This window comes from Streptomyces sp. ISL-94 (assembly GCF_018614075.1).
GTDB lineage: Bacteria > Actinomycetota > Actinomycetes > Streptomycetales > Streptomycetaceae > Streptomyces.
In genome coordinates, this window is record NZ_JAGGOZ010000026.1 from 26,083 (window position 1) to 45,136 (window position 19,054).

Annotated in this window: 16 protein-coding genes, 4 tRNA genes and 1 pseudogene; 9 read left to right on the forward strand and 12 right to left on the reverse strand. The window is 70.7% G+C overall.

Annotation, left to right across the window (positions count from 1 at the left end; genetic code table 11):
* Positions 1–107: 107 nt before the first annotated feature.
* The 5 genes from J7E94_RS09650 to J7E94_RS09670 form a co-directional block, all read right to left on the reverse strand.
* Positions 108–2,468 (reverse strand): DEAD/DEAH box helicase, encoded by a 2,361-nt coding sequence (locus tag J7E94_RS09650; RefSeq protein WP_374224417.1) that lies wholly within the window; start codon positions 2,466–2,468, stop codon positions 108–110.
* Between the two features lie 311 nt (positions 2,469–2,779).
* Positions 2,780–3,349 (reverse strand): hypothetical protein, encoded by a 570-nt coding sequence (locus J7E94_RS09655; RefSeq protein WP_215014098.1) that lies wholly within the window; start codon positions 3,347–3,349, stop codon positions 2,780–2,782.
* An 86-nt stretch (positions 3,350–3,435) separates the two neighbouring features.
* The gene (locus J7E94_RS09660) at positions 3,436–3,810 is read right to left on the reverse strand and encodes a CrcB family protein (RefSeq protein WP_215014099.1); all 375 of its coding nucleotides are present in this window, start codon (positions 3,808–3,810) and stop codon (positions 3,436–3,438) included.
* Positions 3,807–4,319: a CrcB family protein gene (locus J7E94_RS09665; RefSeq protein ID WP_215014100.1), complete on the reverse strand. Its 513-nt coding sequence runs from the start codon at positions 4,317–4,319 to the stop codon at positions 3,807–3,809. Before J7E94_RS09665 ends, J7E94_RS09660 begins: the two co-directional genes overlap by 4 nt.
* Positions 4,316–4,666, reverse strand: a complete 351-nt coding sequence (locus J7E94_RS09670) for a metallopeptidase family protein (RefSeq protein ID WP_215014102.1) — start codon at positions 4,664–4,666, stop codon at positions 4,316–4,318. The genes J7E94_RS09665 and J7E94_RS09670 overlap by 4 nt, the downstream gene beginning before the upstream one ends.
* A gap of 127 nt (positions 4,667–4,793) precedes the next feature.
* Here J7E94_RS09670 and J7E94_RS09675 point away from each other — a divergent pair.
* From J7E94_RS09675 to J7E94_RS09685, 3 genes are all read left to right on the forward strand, one after another.
* A tRNA-Glu gene (locus J7E94_RS09675) sits at positions 4,794–4,866 on the forward strand.
* A 39-nt stretch (positions 4,867–4,905) separates the two neighbouring features.
* Positions 4,906–4,979 (forward strand) — tRNA-Asp (locus J7E94_RS09680).
* A 22-nt stretch (positions 4,980–5,001) separates the two neighbouring features.
* Positions 5,002–5,078, forward strand: a tRNA-Phe gene (locus J7E94_RS09685).
* Positions 5,079–5,114: 36 nt separating this feature from the next.
* Here the strand turns inward: J7E94_RS09685 and J7E94_RS09690 are convergent.
* The 3 genes from J7E94_RS09690 to J7E94_RS09700 all read right to left on the reverse strand — a co-directional run bounded on the left by J7E94_RS09690 (position 5,115) and on the right by J7E94_RS09700 (position 7,189).
* Positions 5,115–5,951, reverse strand: a complete 837-nt coding sequence (locus tag J7E94_RS09690; RefSeq protein ID WP_215014104.1) for a cytochrome c biogenesis CcdA family protein — start codon at positions 5,949–5,951, stop codon at positions 5,115–5,117.
* Positions 5,948–6,664, reverse strand: coding sequence for a thioredoxin domain-containing protein (locus tag J7E94_RS09695; protein WP_215014106.1), 717 nt, complete (start codon positions 6,662–6,664; stop codon positions 5,948–5,950). The genes J7E94_RS09690 and J7E94_RS09695 overlap by 4 nt, the downstream gene beginning before the upstream one ends.
* A gap of 66 nt (positions 6,665–6,730) precedes the next feature.
* Complete coding sequence (locus tag J7E94_RS09700) at positions 6,731–7,189, reverse strand: hypothetical protein (protein WP_215014107.1); 459 nt, start codon at positions 7,187–7,189, stop codon at positions 6,731–6,733.
* Between the two features lie 89 nt (positions 7,190–7,278).
* Between J7E94_RS09700 and hrpA the strand changes: the two genes are divergently transcribed.
* Both hrpA and J7E94_RS09710 read left to right on the forward strand, forming a co-directional pair.
* On the forward strand, positions 7,279–11,238 hold the full coding sequence (hrpA, locus tag J7E94_RS09705) for an ATP-dependent RNA helicase HrpA (RefSeq protein WP_215014108.1): 3,960 nt from the start codon (positions 7,279–7,281) through the stop codon (positions 11,236–11,238).
* Between the two features lie 69 nt (positions 11,239–11,307).
* A tRNA-Asp gene (locus J7E94_RS09710) sits at positions 11,308–11,381 on the forward strand.
* Between the two features lie 669 nt (positions 11,382–12,050).
* Here J7E94_RS09710 and bldC read toward each other — a convergent pair.
* Positions 12,051–12,257, reverse strand: coding sequence for a developmental transcriptional regulator BldC (bldC, locus tag J7E94_RS09715; protein ID WP_003949541.1), 207 nt, complete (start codon positions 12,255–12,257; stop codon positions 12,051–12,053).
* 566 nt (positions 12,258–12,823) lie between these two features.
* On the reverse strand, positions 12,824–13,666 hold the full coding sequence (locus J7E94_RS09720; RefSeq protein WP_215014109.1) for a hypothetical protein: 843 nt from the start codon (positions 13,664–13,666) through the stop codon (positions 12,824–12,826).
* A gap of 194 nt (positions 13,667–13,860) precedes the next feature.
* Here J7E94_RS09720 and J7E94_RS09725 point away from each other — a divergent pair, with 194 nt between their 5' ends.
* Together J7E94_RS09725 and J7E94_RS09730 are read left to right on the forward strand one after the other, a co-directional pair.
* A complete protein-coding gene (locus J7E94_RS09725; RefSeq protein ID WP_215014110.1) occupies positions 13,861–14,991 on the forward strand; it encodes a Glu/Leu/Phe/Val dehydrogenase in 1,131 nt (376 codons plus the stop codon).
* A gap of 295 nt (positions 14,992–15,286) precedes the next feature.
* Positions 15,287–15,541, forward strand: a complete 255-nt coding sequence (locus tag J7E94_RS09730) for a DUF3073 domain-containing protein (protein ID WP_215014111.1) — start codon at positions 15,287–15,289, stop codon at positions 15,539–15,541.
* A gap of 80 nt (positions 15,542–15,621) precedes the next feature.
* On the opposite strand, the gene purM is transcribed toward J7E94_RS09730, so the two are convergent.
* Positions 15,622–16,692: a phosphoribosylformylglycinamidine cyclo-ligase gene (purM, locus tag J7E94_RS09735; RefSeq protein ID WP_215014112.1), complete on the reverse strand. Its 1,071-nt coding sequence runs from the start codon at positions 16,690–16,692 to the stop codon at positions 15,622–15,624.
* Positions 16,693–16,784: 92 nt separating this feature from the next.
* Positions 16,785–18,302, reverse strand: coding sequence for an amidophosphoribosyltransferase (purF, locus tag J7E94_RS09740; protein ID WP_215014115.1), 1,518 nt, complete (start codon positions 18,300–18,302; stop codon positions 16,785–16,787).
* Positions 18,303–18,429: 127 nt separating this feature from the next.
* Here purF and J7E94_RS35900 point away from each other — a divergent pair, with 127 nt between their 5' ends.
* Positions 18,430–18,546 carry a putative leader peptide gene (locus J7E94_RS35900; protein ID WP_374224418.1) on the forward strand — a complete coding sequence of 39 codons (117 nt, stop codon included), beginning with the start codon at positions 18,430–18,432 and terminating at the stop codon, positions 18,544–18,546.
* A 98-nt stretch (positions 18,547–18,644) separates the two neighbouring features.
* A pseudogene (locus J7E94_RS09745) lies at positions 18,645–19,018 on the forward strand (sulfatase-like hydrolase/transferase); the annotation flags it as partial.
* Positions 19,019–19,054: the final 36 nt, after the last annotated feature.

The following is a 19,054-nucleotide window of genomic DNA, read 5'->3' on the forward strand; positions in this document are numbered from 1 at the left end:
CCGATCGGGTATCCCGCTACCGGCCTGTCGCTCGGCGGCCGGGTGTGCAACAGGGCCCCCACGACGGTGTCGTGGGGGCCCTGTCAGTGGTTCAGCTCAGGCCTGGATCAGCCGTTGCGCTTCCAGCGCGGCTTGTCGTCGCGGCGGCCACCGAAGGAGCCGGTGGAACCGGTGGAACCGGAGCCGGACGGGCGGTGGTCGTCGCGGCGGCCGTACGGGCGGTCGCCGGCGCCGCCGGAGCGGAAGCCACCGGCCGGACGGTCGTCACGACGGTCGCGGTTGAACGGACGGTCGCCGCCGCCGGAGCGGAAGCCGCTGCCGGAGGTGCGGTCGTCACGGTTGTACGTGCCGTTGCCCGTGGCCGGACGGTCGCCACCGGAGCGGAAGCCACCCGACGGACGGTCGTCACGGCGGAAGCCACCACGGTCGCCGCCACGGTCGTCACGGTTGAAACCACCGGACGGACGGTCGCCACCGGAGCGGAAGCCACCACCGGACGGACGGTCGCCACCCGAGCGGAAGCCACCCGACGGACGGTCGTCACGACGGAAGCCACCACGGTCGCCACCACGGTCATCGCGGTTGAAACCACCGGACGGACGGTCGCCACCGGAGCGGAAGCCACCACCGGACGGACGGTCGCCACCCGAGCGGAAGCCACCCGACGGACGGTCGTCACGACGGAAGCCACCACGGTCGCCACCACGGTCGTCACGGTTGAAACCACCGGACGGACGGCCGCCGCGGTCGCCGCGGTCGTCACGGCGGAAGCCGCCGCGGTCACCGCCGCGGTCGCCACCGCGGTTGTCGCCGCGGTTGTCGCGACGCTCGAAGTTGCCGCGGTCGTCGCGCTGGGCGCGCTGCTCCTCGCGGCGCTCCTGCGCGGCCAGCTCGGCGGCAGCGGCCGCGGCGGCAGCCGCGACCTCGGCGACAGCGGCCTCGGCCACCTCGGCGACAGCGGCCTCCGGGTCCTCGCCACGCTCACGCGCGGAGCGGGCGACGAGGCGGTCGGCCTCCTCGCGCAGCTCCACGGCACGGCGCGACAGGCGCTCCAGCTGCTTGGTGAGCTCGGCGACCTCGCGCTCGGCCTGCTTGGCGGCGTTGTTCGCGGAGTCGGCCTGGACCTCGGTCAGCGAACGCGCACCGGTGATCTCGGCGACCTCCGGGTCGAAGGCGCCGACGCCCTGGACGATGTGGCGCGTGGCGTCGACGCCCGCGTCCTCCATCAGGCGGAAGATCTGGCGGCGCTGGTGCGGCAGGGCGAGGGAGACCACGACACCCGACTTGCCGGCGCGGGCGGTACGGCCCGAGCGGTGCAGGTAGTCCTTGTGGTCGCCGGCCGGGTCCACGTTCAGGACCAGGTCGATGCCGTCGACGTGGATGCCGCGGGCGGCGACGTCGGTCGCGACGAGCGCGTTGACGTAGCCGTCCTTGAAGTCGGCGAGGACGCGGGTACGGGCGCCCTGCGTCATGCCGCCGTGCAGCGCGTCGGCCTTCACGCCGGACTCGACGAGCTGCTCGGCGATGCGGTCGGCGCCCAGCTGGGTGCGGACGAAGATGATGGTGCGGCCCTTGCGGGCGGCGATGGCGGCCGTGACCGGCGCCTTGTCCTTCGGCTTCACGACGAGGACGTGGTGCGTCATGGTCGTGACGTTGCCCTGAGCGCTGTCCACCTCGTGCGTGACGGGGTTGGTCAGGTAGCGCTTGACCAGGGTGCCGATCTCGTTCTCCATGGTGGCGGAGAAGAGCATGCGCTGGCCGCCACCGGGGATCTGGTCGAGCAGCTCGGTGACCTCGGGAAGGAAGCCCAGGTCGGCCATCTGGTCGGCCTCGTCGAGCACCGCGACCTGGACGTTCGCCAGGGAGCAGGCGCCGCGGTTGATGATGTCGCGCAGACGGCCCGGGGTGGCGACGAGGACGTCGACACCGCGCTCCAGAGCGAAGATCTGGTTGCTCATGGAGGTGCCGCCGCAGACGACCTTCATCTTCAGGCCGAGCACGTCGCCGTAGGGCTGGAGGGCGTCCGCGACCTGCATCGCGAGCTCACGCGTCGGCGTGAGGATGATCGCGCGGGGCTTCTTCTTCTCGGTGTGGCCGCCGGCCAGCGAGGCCAGGGTCGGCAGACCGAAGGAGAGGGTCTTGCCGGAGCCGGTGCGGCCGCGGCCGAGGATGTCCTTGCCGGCCAGGGCGTCCGGGATGGTCGCAGCCTGGATCGGGAAGGGGGCGGTCACGCCGTTCTGCGCGAGCTTGCGCACGATGCCGTCCGGCAGACCGAGGTCGCCGAAGGTGAGGGAGGGCTCGGCGTCGACGTCGGCGTCGCCGTCCTCGTCGAAGTCGTTGGAGTCCTCGAGGGACTCGATGATCTCGTCCGCCTCGATGGCCTCAAGGGCCTCGACGGCCTCGTCGGCCAGAAGGGCCGGGGCAGCGTCGACGATCTCGACGATCTCGTGGGAGTCGTTCTCGGGCATGACGGAACGGTCAGAACTGGAAATGGACATGCGAAATGCGAAACCTTCCGGAGTCTCGGCACGCGCCCAAACTCCGTGAATCGCAAATCGACCGCCTCAATGCGGTCAGCCACGGCTAGGGAGAGTACGCGCCACACGGCGCTCTTCGGAGTCGGCGCCGGGCAATGGGATCAAACGATCTATAACCATACGCACCCTCCCCCCGGTCTGGCAAGTCGCTCCCCCTGAAGCGGCTCTGACCTGCGAAGACACTCGGTCCGCTCGCGGGTCCGAGAGGGGTGGGGGCAGGGCTGGGGCCGACTGCCGCCGGCCTACGACGGCGGTAGCGGCTGGGTGGTCGGCTCCGGCTGCTGGCTCGCCGGAGGAGTGGTTTCCGTCACAGGCGGGGTCGCCGGAGCGGTCGGTTGCCCGGTCGGCCCGCTCGTCGGCTGGCCGCCGCCCGAACCGCCCGAGCCGCCCGACCCGGCCGAACCGCCCGAGCCCCCGGAGCCGCCCGCTCCGCCCGAGCCCCCCGAGGGCGGCTGCTGGGGGCCCTGGCCGCCCGCCCCGCCGCCCGGTCCCGCCGACGGCGAGGGCGCTCCCGGCCCGGCGCTCGGCGCACCCGGGCTGGGCGAACCCCCGGTCGCGCCGGACGCCTTGCCGTCCTCCTTGGGCTTGCCGTCCTGGTTTTCCGTACCGTCCTTCGCGCCGTGCCCGTTGCCGTGGACCCCGGAGCCGCGCCCGGCGGCCGCGCCCGCCGCCGACCCGGAGCCGCCCTTGCGGTCCGCGGAGGAGGAGGGCCCGGGCTGCGCCGCGTCCTCGCCGACACTCATGCAGCCGGCCGTCGCCGCGACCGCGAGCGCGGTGACGGCCAGTCGGAGGGAAGCGGACAACTGGCGCACGGGGGCACCTCCGGAGCCTGAGGGGTGAGGGTCCGCATGAGCGGGTCAATGTGCCCAACTCCCTTTGACCCGTAAGAGACACGCCCTCAGCCGAACAGCTGCCGCGCCACCTGCGACCCGAGATGTACGGCGCCCAGCCCGACCAGCACCGATACCGCCACGTTCGCCCCCGCGAGGAAGGACCGGCCGCTCTCCGCCAGCCGCAGGGTCTCGTACGAGAACGTCGAGTACGTGCTCAGCGCCCCGCACAGCCCGGTCCCCAGCAGCAGGTCCAGCCGCGCGGAGGAGGCCCCGGCCAGGGCCGCGCCGGCCAGCGCGCCGAGCGCCAGCGAGGCGGCCGCGTTGACCACGAGGGTGCCCCAGGGGAAGACGGCGTCGTGCCGGGCCTGCACCGCACGGTCCGTCAGGTAGCGCAGCGGGGCCCCGACGGCCGCGCCCACGACTACGATCAGCCAGTTCACCGGCCCCCCGCCCGACCCCGGAAACGACCCCGGAACCCGCCCCGGACACCGGCCACCCGCCGCGTCACCGCGACCGCCGCCCACACCGCGCCCAGCGCCGCCACCACCGTGAGCCCGGCGTACGCCAGCGCGACCGCCGCCTCCCCCTCGTCCAGGAGCCGCGAGGTGTCCACGGCGTAGGCCGAGAAGGTGGTGAAGCCGCCGAGCATCCCGGCCCCGGCGAAGGGCCGCACCAGCGGATGCGCCGAGCGCCCGCCCTCACTGATCAGCACCATCAGTACGCCGATCAGCGCACAGCCGCCCGCGTTGATCCAGAAGGTCGCCCACGGGAAGGCCCCGGGCCCGGCGGCCGGCCACAGCAGGGAGATCCCGTATCTGGCCGATGCCCCGAGCGCCCCGCCGGCCGCCACCGCCGCGAGCACCCGGCCCTGCGGCTCGGCGGCCTGCGCGGGCACGTGCAGGTCGACGTCCGGGTCGATCGCCTCGGCACCCTCGACCGGCCGGGTCATCCGTAGCCCAGCGCGTGCAGCCGCTCGTCGTCGATCCCGAAGTGGTGGGCGATCTCGTGCACCACGGTGACCTCCGTCTCGGCGATCACGCTCTCGCGGTCCTCGCACATCCGCAAGGTGGGGTTCCGGTAGATCGTGATCCGGTCCGGCAGCACCCCGGCGTACCACTCGCCGCGGTCCGTCAGCGGGATCCCCTCGTAGAAGCCGAGCAGCTCGGGGTCGTCGGCGGGCGGCTCGTCCTCGACGAACACCGCCACGTTGTCCATCAGCCGCGTCAGCTCCGGCGGGATCCGGTCCAGGGCCTCTGCGACGAGCTCTTCGAACTCCTCGCGCGTCATCTCCAGCACGCGGTCATTGTCCCTCCCGTGGGGGCCCCTCCCCTTGCGGGGGAGAAACCGTTTTGGCGATAGCTCCCCGGATCCCATATGCTTCTCACGTCCCCGACGCGCTGGAAAGCGCCCAGGCGGGCCTTTAGCCCTCATCGTCTAGTGGCCCAGGACGCCGCCCTTTCAAGGCGGTAGCACGGGTTCGAATCCCGTTGGGGGTACGCGTTACCGTGTGCAAGACTTGGTCTCGCACACTGCAAGGTCCTGTGGAGCAGTTGGTTAGCTCGCCACCCTGTCAAGGTGGAGGTCGCGGGTTCAAGTCCCGTCAGGATCGCTGAAGCCGGAAACGGTTTCGTGGCTGGGTAGCTCAGTTGGTACGAGCGATCGCCTGAAAAGCGATAGGTCGCCGGTTCGACCCCGGCCCCAGCCACCATCGGAAGGCCCCGTCCTCGGACGGGGCCTTCCTGCGTTACTCGGCCTCTCCCGTGGGGTTGGACCGGCGGCGCCACTGCACCAGGCCGAAGACCGCCGCCCCCGCCGCGACCAGCCCGAGCAGCGCCCAGTCCGGAACCCCGTCCGCCAGGGACCGGACCCGCTGCTCCACCGCGAACGAGTCGTCCACGTCGAGCAGCCCCGGCAGCGCGCTCGCCCCGTCGAAGACGAGGAACAGCCCGCCGAGCGCGATGAAGAAGAGCCCGGACAGGGCGGACGTGGTGTGCAGCTCGAAGCGGCCCACCGTGAGGGCCCGGCCGCGCAGCCAGCGCCGCCTGCCCAGCTCGAAGCGCTCCCACAGCAGGGCCAGCACGAAGAGCGGTACGGCCATCCCCAGCGCGTACACGGCCAGCAGCAGGCCGCCGTAGACCGGGCTGCCGCTGACCGCCGCCACGGTCAGGACGCTGCCCAGGATCGGGCCGGCGCAGAAGCCGGCGAGGCCGTAGACCGCGCCGAGGGCGTACACCGACAGGGCGGTGGTCGGGCGGATCCTCCCCGAGAGCTCGGAGATGCGCCGGGAGGCGAAGCCGAGGCCGAGGATCTGGGCGAGGCCCAGCGCGATGATCAGCCAGCCGCCGACGAGGACGAGCGCGTCGCGGTTGCCGTGGAAGAACCGGCCGGCGGTCGAGGAGGCCGCCCCCAGCGGTACGAGGGTGCTCGCGAGGCCCGCGTAGAAGATCCCGGTCCGGGCGAGCAGCCGGGAGGCGGAGTCGATCGAGTAGGCGAAGAAGGCCGGGAGCAGCAGGGCGCTGCACGGGCTGAGCAGGGCGAGGAGGCCGCCGAGCAGGGCGGCCAGGTATCCGATGTCGGTCACCGCTGCGCCGCCGCGGCTGCCTTGGCCTTGGCGATGGCGGCGGTGAAGGCGCCGAGGGGCTGGGCGCCGGCGATCGGCTGCCCGTTGACCAGGAAGGACGGGGTGGAGCTGACGCCGATGCGGTAGCCCTCGTCCTGGTCCTTCCGCAGGGCCGCCGCGGCCTCCTCGCCGGCCATGTCCTTCTTGAAGCGCTCCAGGTCGGGGACCCCGGCCTGCTCGGCCAGCTCCACCAGGCGCGCCTCGCCGAAGCCCTTCTCCTTGGCGCCCTCGGCGTACGCGGCCGCGTGGAACCGCTGGAACCGGTCCTGCTGCCCTGCCGCCCAGGCGGCCTTGGCGGCGGCCTCGGAGTCGGCGCCGAAGATCGGGAAGTTGCGCCACTCGATGCGCAGGGTGCCGTCCTCGACGTACTTCTTCACCAGCTCGGGCTCGGTGTCCCGGGCGAACTTCCCGCAGTAGCCGCACTTGAAGTCGGAGTACTCGATCAGGACGACGGGCGCGTCGGCGCGGCCGAGCGCGAGCCGGTCGCCGGCTTCGCGGCGGGCGAGCGCCTTGAGTTCGGCGGCGGGGTCGCCGGCCTGGGGCGCGGACGCCGACGAGGACCGGTCGGGGGTGTTCTCGGGTGCGGTGGCCTGCCAGGAGACGAGGCCGAGGGTGACCGCGGCGACGGCGACTCCGGCGGAGATCAGCAGGGGCTGGCGGGAGGAAGAGGACATACGGGTACTCCAGAGCTACGGGTGATCACGGGTGATGAGGCGGACCGGCGGAACCGACCGGTCCTCCTAGACCCGCAGCACGGACAGCTCCACCGGCCCCGGCGTCGCCCGATCGGGCCCGCGTACGAGGATCCGTACGGGTACCGGCAGGTGCGGGCGCGCCCCCTCCGGCTGCGGCGCGCCCGGCGGAAGCTGCGCGTGGTCCCCGCCGGGGCGCACCGGCACGGCGGGCACGCCGCCGGGGTCGGGGGCGCCGGGGGCGCAGGCGGGCCCGTGCTGCCGCGAGCCCGGGCCCCAGGCGGACACCGGGCCCCAAGCGGGCACCGGATCCCAGGCGGACACCGGACCCGCGCCCGGCCCGTCATCGGCCGGCCAGGCCACGGCCGCTCGTGCGGTGGAGGCGGCGGAGGGCTGCGGGGGCCCGGCCAGGGCAGGGGCGGCGGTGCCCAGCAGGATCGCGAGTACGGCTGCCAGCAGGCACCACATACGGCGACGGCGGGACACGGTGGGCTGCCTCTCACTCACACAACTGGGGGACTCGTCCCGAAATGGTACGGGGAGGGGCACAAATGCGTTCGCCACCCGGCGGGACCAGGTGAGATCCTCGACCAGGTATGTCTACTTCCTTCGCCGCCCTGCAGACGCTTCTCGGGGAGATCTCCCTCCGTGACGCGCACCGCCTCGGCCGCCGCCTCGAAGGCGCCCGCCGTATCCGCAAGCCCGAGGCCCAGCAGGCCGCACTCGACGAGATCGCCGCGGAGGCCGCGAAGGCCGCCGCGCGACTGGCCGGCCGTGCCTCGCGGATGCCCGAGGTCACGTATCCCGAGAACCTGCCCGTCAGCCAGAAGAAGGACGAGATCGCCGAGGCGATACGCGACCACCAGGTCGTGATCGTCGCGGGCGAGACCGGCTCCGGCAAGACCACGCAGATCCCCAAGGTCTGCATGGAACTGGGCCGCGGGGTCCGGGGCATGATCGGGCACACCCAGCCCCGCCGGATCGCCGCCCGCACGGTCGCGGAGCGGATCGCCGAGGAGCTGAAGTCGGAGATCGGCCAGACGGTCGGCTGGAAGGTCCGGTTCACCGACCAGGTGGACCAGGACGCGACCTTCGTGAAGCTCATGACGGACGGCATCCTGCTCGCGGAGATCCAGACGGACCGCGAGCTGCGCGCCTACGACACGATCATCATCGACGAGGCCCACGAGCGGTCCCTGAACATCGACTTCCTGCTCGGCTATCTGGCCACGCTGCTGCCGAAGCGCCCCGACCTCAAGGTGATCATCACCTCGGCGACCATCGACCCGGAGCGGTTCTCCCGGCACTTCGGGGACGCGCCGATCGTGGAGGTCAGCGGCCGGACCTATCCGGTGGAGGTGCGCTACCGGCCCCTCCTGGAGGAGGACTCCGAGGACTCCGACCGCGACCAGATCACCGCGATTTGCGAGGCCGTGGACGAACTCCATTCCGAGGGGCCCGGCGACATCCTGGTCTTCCTCTCCGGCGAGCGCGAGATCCGCGACACGGCGGACGCCCTGAACAAACGGAATCTAAGATTCACTGAGGTGCTCCCGCTCTACGCCCGCCTCTCGCACGCCGAGCAGCACCGCGTCTTCCAGCAGCACACGGGCCGCCGGATCGTCCTCGCGACGAACGTCGCCGAGACCTCCCTCACCGTCCCGGGCATCAAGTACGTCATCGACCCGGGCACCGCCCGCATCTCCCGCTACAGCCACCGCACCAAGGTCCAGCGCCTGCCCATCGAGCGGATCTCGCAGGCCAGCGCCAACCAGCGCAAGGGCCGCTGCGGCCGCACCAGCGACGGCATCTGCATCCGGCTGTACTCCGAGGACGACTTCAACGCCCGTCCGGAGTTCACGGACGCCGAGATCCTGCGCACGAACCTGGCCTCCGTCATCCTCCAGATGACCGCGGCCGGCCTCGGCGAGATCGAGAAGTTCCCCTTCCTCGACCCGCCGGACCACCGCAACATCCGCGACGGCGTGCAGCTGCTCCAGGAGCTCGGCGCCTTCGACCCGGCGCAGAAGGACCCCCGCAAGAAGCTGACGTCCATGGGACGCCAGCTCTCCCAGCTCCCCGTGGATCCGCGCCTGGCCCGCATGGTCGTCGAGGCCGACAAGAACAACTGCGTCCGCGAGGTCATGGTCATCGCGGCGGCCCTGTCCATCCAGGACCCGCGCGAGCGGCCCTCGGACAAGCAGACCCAGGCCGACCAGAACCACGCCCGCTTCAAGGACGAGACCAGCGACTTCCTCTCGTTCCTGAACATGTGGCGCTACATCCGCGAGCAGCAGAAGGAGCGCGGCTCCTCCTCGTTCCGCCGGATGTGCAAGCAGGAGTATCTGAACTTCCTGCGGATCCGCGAGTGGCAGGACATCTACTCGCAGCTGCGTACGGTCGCCAAGACCATGGGGATCCACGTCAACGAGGCGGACGCCCCCGAGCAGAACATCCACATCTCCCTGCTGGCCGGCCTGCTGTCGCACATCGGGCTGAAGGACACGGACAAGAACGAGTACCTGGGTGCCCGCGGCGCCAAGTTCGCGATCTTCCCGGGCTCGGCGCTCTTCAAGAAGCAGCCGAAGTTCCTGATGTCGGCGGAGCTGGTGGAGACCTCGCGGCTGTGGGCCCGGGTCAACGCCAAGGTGGAGGCCGAGTGGGTCGAGCCGCTGGCGCAGCACCTGATCAAGCGCACGTACAGCGAGCCGCACTGGGAGAAGGACCAGGCGGCCGTGATGGCGTACGAGAAGGTCACGCTCTACGGCGTGCCGATCGTGGCGCAGCGGAAGATCAACTACGGCCGGATCGACCCCGAGGTCTCGCGCGAGCTGTTCATCCGCAACGCGCTGGTCGAGGGCGACTGGCGGACGCACCACAAGTTCTACGCCGACAACCGCAAGCTCCTCACCGAGGTGGAGGAGCTGGAGAACCGGGCCCGGCGCCGCGACATCGTGGTCGACGACGAGACCCTCTTCGACTTCTACGACCAGAAGATCCCCGAACACGTGGTGTCCGGGGCGCACTTCGACTCCTGGTGGAAGCACAAGAAGCGCGAGGAGCCCGAACTCCTCGACTTCGAGCGCGAGATGCTGCTGACCGAGAAGGCGGCCGGGGTCACCAAGGCCGACTACCCGGACACCTGGCGGCAGGGGCAGCTGAAGTTCCGGGTGACCTACCAGTTCGAGCCGGGCGCGGACGCGGACGGCGTCACCGTGCACATCCCGCTCCAAGTGCTGAACCAGGTCACCGACGAGGGCTTCGACTGGCAGATCCCCGGTCTGCGCGAAGAGGTCGTCACCGAGCTGATCCGCTCCCTCCCGAAGCCCATCCGCCGGCACTACGTACCCGCGCCGAACTTCGCGACGCGCTTCCTGCAGACGGCGGTGCCGTCGGCCTCCGGCGGCAATCAGACACCGCAGGAGCCGCTGCCGGTCACCCTGGCGCGGGAGCTCCAGCGGATGGTGGGGGTCCCGGTCTCGGCCGAGGACTTCGACCTGACCCGGATCCCGGAGCACCTGAAGATCACCTTCCGGATCGTCGACGAGCGGCGCAAGAACCTCGCCGAGGACAAGGACCTGGAAGCCCTGCGGCTGAAGCTGAAGCCCAAGGCCCGCCAGGCGCTGTCCAAGGCCGCCGCGGCCACCGCCGAGCGGGCGGGCGGGGAGTCGGTGGAGCGCACCGGGCTGACCGACTGGACCATCGGCACGCTGACCAAGGTCTTCGAGACCCGTCGGGCCGGCCAGCCGGTGAAGGCCTACCCGGCGCTGGTGGACGACGAGGGAGCGGCAGCGGGCACAGTCTCCGTACGGCTCTTCGACACGGAGGCCGAGCAGCAGCAGGCGATGTGGCTGGGCACCCGGCGGCTGATCCTGCTCAACATCCCGGTGAATCCGGCGAAGTTCGCCTCGGACCACCTCACCAACCAGCAGAAGCTGGCCCTGTCCCGGAACCCGCACGGCTCCATCCAGGCACTGTTCGACGACTGTGCGACGGCGGCGACCGACAAGCTGATCGCCGACCACGGCGGGCCGGCCTGGGACGAGGCGGGCTTCCGCAAGCTCTACGAGGCCGTCCGCGCCGACCTCGTGGACACGACCGTCCGCACGATCGGCCAGGTGCAGCAGGTGCTGGCGGCCTGGCAGGCCTGTGAGCGCCGCCTGAAAGCCACGAGCAGCCTGGCGCTGGTGGCCAACATCCAGGACGTGAAGACGCAGCTGGCGGCCCTGATGCCGGCCGGCTTCGTGACCCTCACCGGACTGCGCAGGCTGCCGGACCTGATGCGCTACCTGGTGGCGGCGGACCGGCGGCTCCAGCAGATGCCCACGGGCGTCCAGCGGGACACCACGCGCATGCAGAAGGTCCACGAGATGCAGGACGAGTACGCCTGGCTGCTGGAGCAGTTGCCCAAGGGGCGGCCGGTGCCGGCCTCGGTCACGGACATCCGCTGGATGATCGAGGAGCTGCGGGTGAGCTACTTCGCGCACGCCCTCGGGACGGCGTACCCGGTCTCCGACAAGCGGATCGTGAAGGCCGTGGATGCGGCGGCCCCGTGATCCGGTTCGACTGCACCCCCTGAGCTGCGGTACAGTCTGATTCGCAGCCGCCGAGCGGCCGCAAATCAAGGACCTGTGGAGCAGTTGGTTAGCTCGCCACCCTGTCAAGGTGGAGGTCGCGGGTTCAAGTCCCGTCAGGTTCGCAGAAACGTCAGGGCCCGTGTCCCCCAGGGGATACGGGCCCTGACGCGTTGGCGGGGAAGGCACTGGGCGCTGATCGCGCCGGCGGTCTCGGGCGCCGCCCCGCCGCCCCAGGGCAGCGCTGGGCCTCCCGGGGGCCCCTCAGGGGCCATTGGGGGCCCTCAGGCCTCAGCGGGCGCCCCGACGTCCCAACGGAACCCGCCGTGCCCCCTGAGCCGCCGTCGCCGTCGCCGTCGCCCATACCGTCCGACCGCCGCGAGGGGCCGGCGGGCGGCCGCGGCCGGAATCCCCCTTTCGCATGATGCGTCCGATCGCGCACGTCCCCATACGGGGTGCATTGCCGGAAATACAAGAGTGATCATCTGTGACGGGAGTCACCGCACCAGTTTTTGAGACTCGCACATTTATCGCACCCCTACGCGCGGTCGATTTAATATGTGCAATGGCACCCAACCCGCCGGTAGCCCCGCGCCCGCCCGACGCCGCCCGACCTGGGCATAAAAAAAGATCGCGCTGGACCCGGCGGAGTCCAGCGCGACCGAACGACTGAAACCTGTTGGGGCAGGTCCAGCCGTATGAAGCCATGTGGGTTTCATCGGATTGGGGGACCCGATATAGACCCTCCCCCAGCTACCGCCGGGAGGTGCCCCCACGCGGGGTGCTACGAAACCTCAGGCCTCGCTGCGCTGCTGCGGAATTCCCGCAAGCAGTGCGCGAACCTCGGCCTCGCGGTAACGGCGGTGTCCACCCAGGGTGCGGATGGACGTGAGCTTGCCAGCCTTGGCCCAACGGGTGACCGTCTTCGGGTCCACGCGGAACATCGTGGCAACCTCAGCCGGGGTCAGCAGCGGCTCGGCATCAGGGGTGCGAGCGGTCATGAGCGGCCTCCTCGGGAGAACCGAACCATCTCGGTTCTTTCCTCTAAATTCTGCACCTTGGCCCGCGTTGCCCGAAATGGACATACGCGGGCCGAGTCGGTTATAGGACGAACGGCTTGTCCTCGGCACTACAACTACACCATCCGTCCAGCCCCAAGGGCCAAACCGATGGAATTGCCCTCCGAGGTGTTCATCAGCGGCGGAAGCCGATGGACCGTCCCATAACGGACAGTCACCCCACTGTAACGATCAGTCACAGAGCGATCAGGAGTCGTCAGACCCCCCGTAGAGCGCAATGCCGAGCATTCCGCCCTTAGTTGGACGGAAGGAACCCTCCCCGGACTCCTTGTCCTATTTTGGCACGAGGGTAGGGGAAGGGCGCAAGGGTGTAGATAGTGCGGTCCGTCACCCTTGGGCCAATGGCCCGTATCGGGACGTAGGTCCTGGAACTACGTCCCAAATGCCATGATCAAGCCTCTGATCAGCCATTTATGGCCGATCAGCCGATACGGAGCGGTACGTACGGATCCCTCGCGGCCACTCGCAGCATGATCCGCCCTCCCGGACTAATTCGCGAACAGTCTCTCCCGGACCGCCCGCCACCGGTCCGCCAGCACCCCGTACGCCTCGGCCGCCCCCTCCGCGTCCCCCGCCCGCAAGGCCGCGAGCCCCTCCGCCAGTTCCCCGGCCGACCGGTCCGCCGCCAGCCCGGCCGCCGGCAGTGCGTGCAGGAGCCCGCCGTAGTCCAGTTCGACCATCGACCGCGGGTGGAACTCCTCCAGCCAGCTCCCGACCTCCACCAGGCCGTCGGCGAGCACCCCGTATCCCTCCGCCTCCCGCAAGGCCCGCAGCGCCCGAGCGAGGCGCCGCCGCGCCTGCACCATCGGCGTCCGGTAGCGCAGCCGCTCGCCCGGCAGGTACTCCCGCTCCTCCTGGGCCACCAGCACGAACCAGCGCAGGGGGACCTGCCACACCCCGGTACGGATCCACGGGCGCGCGTCCGGGTTCCGCTCGCGCCAGCGCTCGTAGTCCTCGGCCGCCCGCCGCCGCGCCACCGGCGGGAGCGCGGCGTCCAGCACCGGGCCCGGGAACGACTCGACCAGCTCCTGGAGCGCCAGCCAGCCGCGCAGCCTGGTCCGCCACGGGCAGACCAGCAGCACCCCCTCGACCTCCGCGGTGAACGCGTCGGCGCTCTCGTGCGCCGGCACCCCCACCACGGGCACCCGGACCAAGTCCGTGAGGGACCTGCGCAGTTCGTCCTGCGCGGTCGGGGCGGCCCCGCGCCGGGCGTAGTCGGCCCAGTGCGCGCGCTCCGGCTCGGGGAAGGCCGCCAATGGCTCGTAGACGCGCAGGTAGGAGGCATACGGAACGGTCGGCGCCGAGCGCGCGGAAGGAGGGGATTCGCTCACGCTCTCGTACTGCCCCTCCGGGCGGCCCGGCTCACCTCCCGGGCCCCTCTTGCCCGGCCGGCCGGAGCCGCCCGTCCCACGGGAGTGTTCCGATCTCCGGACAGGTCCCCTACGCACGCCCCGCAGGTCTTACTCTGCTCCCAGCACGCCCTCCCCCACCCGCAGGGCGGGCGTCATTCCGCCGCATCTCTTCCATGGGAGTCACCACCGTGACCGAAATGACCGACGGCGTCCTGCACACCCTGTTCCGTACGGAGCAGGGCGGCCACGAGCAAGTCGTGCTGTGCCAGGACCGAGCCACAGGCCTGAAGGCCGTCATCGCGATCCACTCCACCGCTCTGGGGCCCGCCCTCGGCGGTACGCGCTTCCACGCGTACGCCTCCGACGAGGAGGCCGTCCTGGACGCGCTCAACCTCTCGCGCGGCATGTCGTACAAGAACGCCCTCGCCGGTCTCGACCTCGGCGGCGGCAAGGCCGTGATCATCGGTGACCCCGACCTCATCAAGACCGAGGAACTGCTGCTGGCCTATGGCCGGTTCGTGGAGTCCCTCGGCGGGCGCTACGTCACCGCCTGCGATGTCGGCACCTACGTCGCCGACATGGACATCGTGGCCCGCGAGACCCGCTGGGCCACCGGCCGCTCCCCCGAGAACGGCGGCGCGGGCGACTCCTCGGTGCTCACCGCCTTCGGTGTCTTCCAGGGCATGCGCGCCAGCGCCCAGCACCTGTGGGGCGACCCGACCCTGCGCGGCCGCAAGGTCGCCGTGGCCGGTGTCGGCAAGGTGGGCCACTACCTGGTCGAGCACCTCCTGGAGGACGGCGCCGAGGTCGTGATCACGGACGTACGGGAAGAGTCCGTACGCCGGATCGTGAACAAGCACCCGGGCAAGGTCACCGCAGTCGTCGACACGGACGCGCTGATCCGCGTCGAGGGCTTGGACATCTACGCCCCCTGCGCGCTCGGCGGCGCCCTCAACGACGAGACGGTGCCCGCCCTGACCGCCGCGATCGTCTGCGGTGCGGCGAACAACCAGCTCGCCCACCCCGGCATCGAGAAGGACCTCTCGGACCGCGGGATCCTCTACGCGCCCGACTACGTGGTCAACGCCGGCGGGGTCATCCAGGTCGCCGACGAGCTGCGCGGCTTCGACTTCGACCGGTGCAAGGCGAAGGCCTCGGAGATCTTCGACACCACTCTGGCCATATTCGCACGCGCGAAGGCGGACGGTATTCCGCCGGCCGCGGCGGCCGACCGGATCGCCGAGCAGCGGATGGCGGATGCCCGCGCCGCCCGCGTGGTCTGGCCCTCCCGGGGACCCTTCTGAGGGGCCCTTCGGAGGGCCCCTTGGGCCGGGCACGCCGGGGCGCGGCGAGACGGAACTCACTGCGCTTCGGCGGGTCGCTCGCCAGGAAAGGGTTAAAATCGCGGTTGACCAGCGAGGACGGGGCGCCTTGTTGGTTCTGCACCGGGGCGCGTCATGCGGGCGGCGTACCGTATGGCCGCGGAAGCAGGTACCGTTAAACCCCTACGGACGGTCTCTCCACGGAGAGCCCGCTCCGAACCATGAACGCGTGTCAGACTCTGGGGCCGTCGAGCCCCGTCACCGAGGGGGTCGAGCCATGGGGCGCGGCCGGGCCAAGGCCAAGCAGACAAAGGTCGCCCGCCAGCTGAAGTACAACAGCGGCGGGACTGACCTCTCGCGTCTGGCCAATGAGCTGGGCGCATCGCCGACGGAACCGCTGCCTGTCAGCGAGCCGGTCGAAGTCGATGACGATCTGGACGACGACGACCCGTACGCCAAGTACGCGGCTCTCTACAACGACGACGATGAGGACGAAGAGTCCGGTCCGTCGGCACAGCGGCGCGGCGCTTGACGTCCTAGGGCGTCTGCACAGCAGGTCATATGGCTGAAACCCGGCCCAGGGCATTGCCCCGGGCCGGGTTTCAGTGCTGCTCAGCTCGCGTAGGTACCGGTGAGGGTGGCGCCCTCGGGACGGTCGCCGCGGTCGAGGATCTCTCCCGCGACCCAGGCGTCGACGCCCCGGTCGGCCAGCACGGTCAGGGCTACGTCCACCGACTCCTGCGGGACCACGGCCATCATGCCGACGCCCATGTTCAGGGTCTTCTCCAGCTCCAGCTGCTCGACGCTGCCGGCCTTGCCGACCAGGTCGAAGATGGCTCCGGGCGCCCAGGTGGAGCGGTCGACCGTCGCGTGCAGGTGGTCCGGGATGACCCGGGCCAGGTTCGCCGCGAGGCCGCCGCCGGTGATGTGCGAGTACGCGTGGACGTCGGCCGTACGGGTGAGGGCCAGGCAGTCCAGCGAGTAGATCTTGGTGGGCTCCAGGAGTTCCTCGCCGAGGGTGCGGCCGAGCTCCGCGATCTCCTGCTCCAGGGACATCTTGGCCCGGTCGAAGAGGACGTGCCGGACCAGCGAGTACCCGTTGGAGTGAAGGCCGGACGAAGCCATCGCGATGACGGCGTCCCCCGTACGGATGCGATCCGCGCCGAGCAGGCGGTCGTACTCGACGACACCGGTGCCGGCGCCCGCCACGTCGAAGTCGTCCGGGCCCAGCAGGCCCGGGTGCTCGGCGGTCTCACCGCCGACGAGGGCGCAGCCGGCGAGGACACAGCCCTCGGCGATGCCCTTGACGATGGCGGCGACCCGCTCGGGGTGCACCCTGCCGACGCAGATGTAGTCGGTCATGAAGAGCGGCTCGGCGCCGCAGACGACGATGTCGTCCATGACCATGGCGACCAGGTCGTGGCCGATGGTGTCGTACACGCCGAGCTGGCGGGCGATGTCCACCTTGGTGCCGACTCCGTCGGTGGCGGAGGCGAGCAGCGGGCGCTCGTAGCGCTTGAGGGCGGAGGCGTCGAAGAGGCCGGCGAAGCCGCCGAGGCCGCCGAGGACCTCGGGGCGCTGCGTCTTCTTCACCCACTCCTTCATCAGCTCGACGGCGCGGTCTCCCGCTTCGATGTCGACGCCCGCGGCGGCGTAGCTGGCACCGGTGGTCTTCTCTGTCATGACAGGAGAGAGCTTTCGTGTCGTTTGCTGCGTGGGGTGCCGGGCCCCGGGAAAAGCCTGAAAGACAGGGCCCGGCGCAGGTTGAGCGGGAGCTACGGGCGACGGAGCGCGTCGGCGGCGTCGGTGCCGCCCGCGAGCTCGGACTCCAGGAGCTGCTTGCCCAGGAGCTGCGGGTCGGGGAGCTCCATCGGGTACTCGCCGTCGAAGCAGGCACGGCAGAGGTTGGGCTTCTGGATGGTGGTCGCCTCGACCATCGCGTCCAGCGAGATGTACGAGAGCGAGTCCGCGCCCAGCGACGTGGCGATCTCATCGACCGTCATGCCGTTGGCGATCAGCTCGGCCCGGGTGGCGAAGTCGATGCCGAAGAAGCACGGCCACTTCACCGGCGGCGAGGAGATCCGGATGTGGACCTCGGCCGCGCCGGCCTCGCGGAGCATCTTGACCAGGGCGCGCTGGGTGTTGCCGCGGACGATCGAGTCGTCGACGACCACCAGGCGCTTGCCCCGGATGACTTCCTTGAGGGGATTGAGCTTCAGGCGGATGCCGAGCTGGCGGATCGTCTGCGAGGGCTGGATGAAGGTCCGGCCGACGTAGGCGTTCTTGACCAGGCCGACGCCGAACGGAATCCCGCTGGCCTCGGCGTATCCGACGGCGGCGGGGGTGCCGGACTCCGGCGTCGCTATGACGAGGTCCGCGTCCGCCGGGGCTTCCTTGGCCAGGCGCCGGCCCATCTCGACACGCGAGAGGTAGACGTTCCGGCCGGCGATGTCGGTGTCCGGGCGCGCCAGGTAGACGTACTCGAACACGCAGCCCTTCGGCTTCGCTTCCGCGAAGCGCGAGGTGCGCAGGCCGTTCTCGTCGATCGCGATGAGCTCGCCCGGCTCGACCTCGCGGACGAAGCTGGCGCCGCAGATGTCGAGGGCGGCGGTCTCACTCGCGACCACCCAGCCGCGCTCCAGGCGGCCGAGGACCAGCGGGCGGATGCCCTGCGGGTCACGGGCGGTGTAGAGGGTCCCCTCGTCCATGAAGACAAGCGAGAAGGCGCCCTTGACCTGGGGGAGGACCTTGGCGGCCGACTCCTCGATGGTCAGGGGCTTGCCCTCGTCGTCGGTCTGGCCGGCGAGCAGGGCGGTGACCAGGTCGGTGTCATTGGTGGCTGCCACCTGGGTGGCACGGCCGTCCTGACGGGGGAGGTCGGCGACCATCTCGGCAAGCTCGGCGGTGTTCACCAGGTTGCCGTTGTGACCCAGGGCAATGGAGCCGTGGGCGGTCGCACGGAAGGTGGGCTGAGCGTTCTCCCAGACGGAGGCTCCGGTGGTCGAGTAGCGGGCGTGACCGACCGCGATATGACCCTGGAGCGAGCCGAGAGAGGTTTCGTCGAAGACTTGGGAAACGAGGCCCATGTCCTTGAAGACGAGGATCTGGGAACCGTTGCTCACAGCGATGCCCGCGGACTCTTGTCCGCGGTGCTGCAATGCATACAGTCCGAAGTAGGTGAGCTTGGCGACCTCTTCACCCGGAGCCCAGACACCGAAGACGCCGCAAGCGTCCTGGGGGCCCTTTTCGCCGGGGAGCAGGTCGTGGTTGAGTCGTCCATCACCACGAGGCACATCTCCGAGTGTAGGCGAGATCGACCACTGGTCCGAATGCGGGATACCCGGGAAATCTCACAGCACAGAGGGTGACGGAGCGCCCCCGTCTCGGTATGCGGATGGCCTTGTTGACACCTACAAGCGCATGCGTACAGGCTCTCGGCCCATACAGCCTCTCGGTGACCGGTCCGTCACCCTCGTCGAGCGCCGGCACGTGGACCTGGTCCGTGTCGCGAGCGCCATCTGTCGCTGTTTCGCGTAGCCACAACTCTTCTTCCTCTTTTCCCATTTCCGCTCAGCCCAGCCCTGCCCTGCCGTGCCGCGCGCCGTCCCGCGCCCCGCGCGGGGCGGGCGGGTGAGCTGTGCCTTGGAGTGCCTGTGTCTTCGTACAACAGCAAGCCGTCCCGCCGTGCCTTCGGAGGCGCCGTCGGGGTGACCGCGGCCGCCGCGGCGGTGGGGCTGGGCGCCGCCCCCGCCGGGGCCGCCGATGCCCGGAATGCGGGGCCTGAGGAGCGCGAGTTCCGGGCCGCGCGCAGCCGGCAGTCCCGCCGCCCGAACATCCTGTTCCTCCTGGGTGACGACCTGGGCTGGGGGGACCTGTCCTCGTACGGCTCGCCGCACATCAAGACCCCGAACCTGGACCGCCTGGCCCGCCAAGGCGTCCGGTTCACCGACGCCTACTCGGGCCCGCCACCTGCTCGCCGACCCGGTTCACCGCGCTGATCGGCAAGTGGCACGCGGGCTCCTGCCCGAAGGTGATCCGGCCGGGC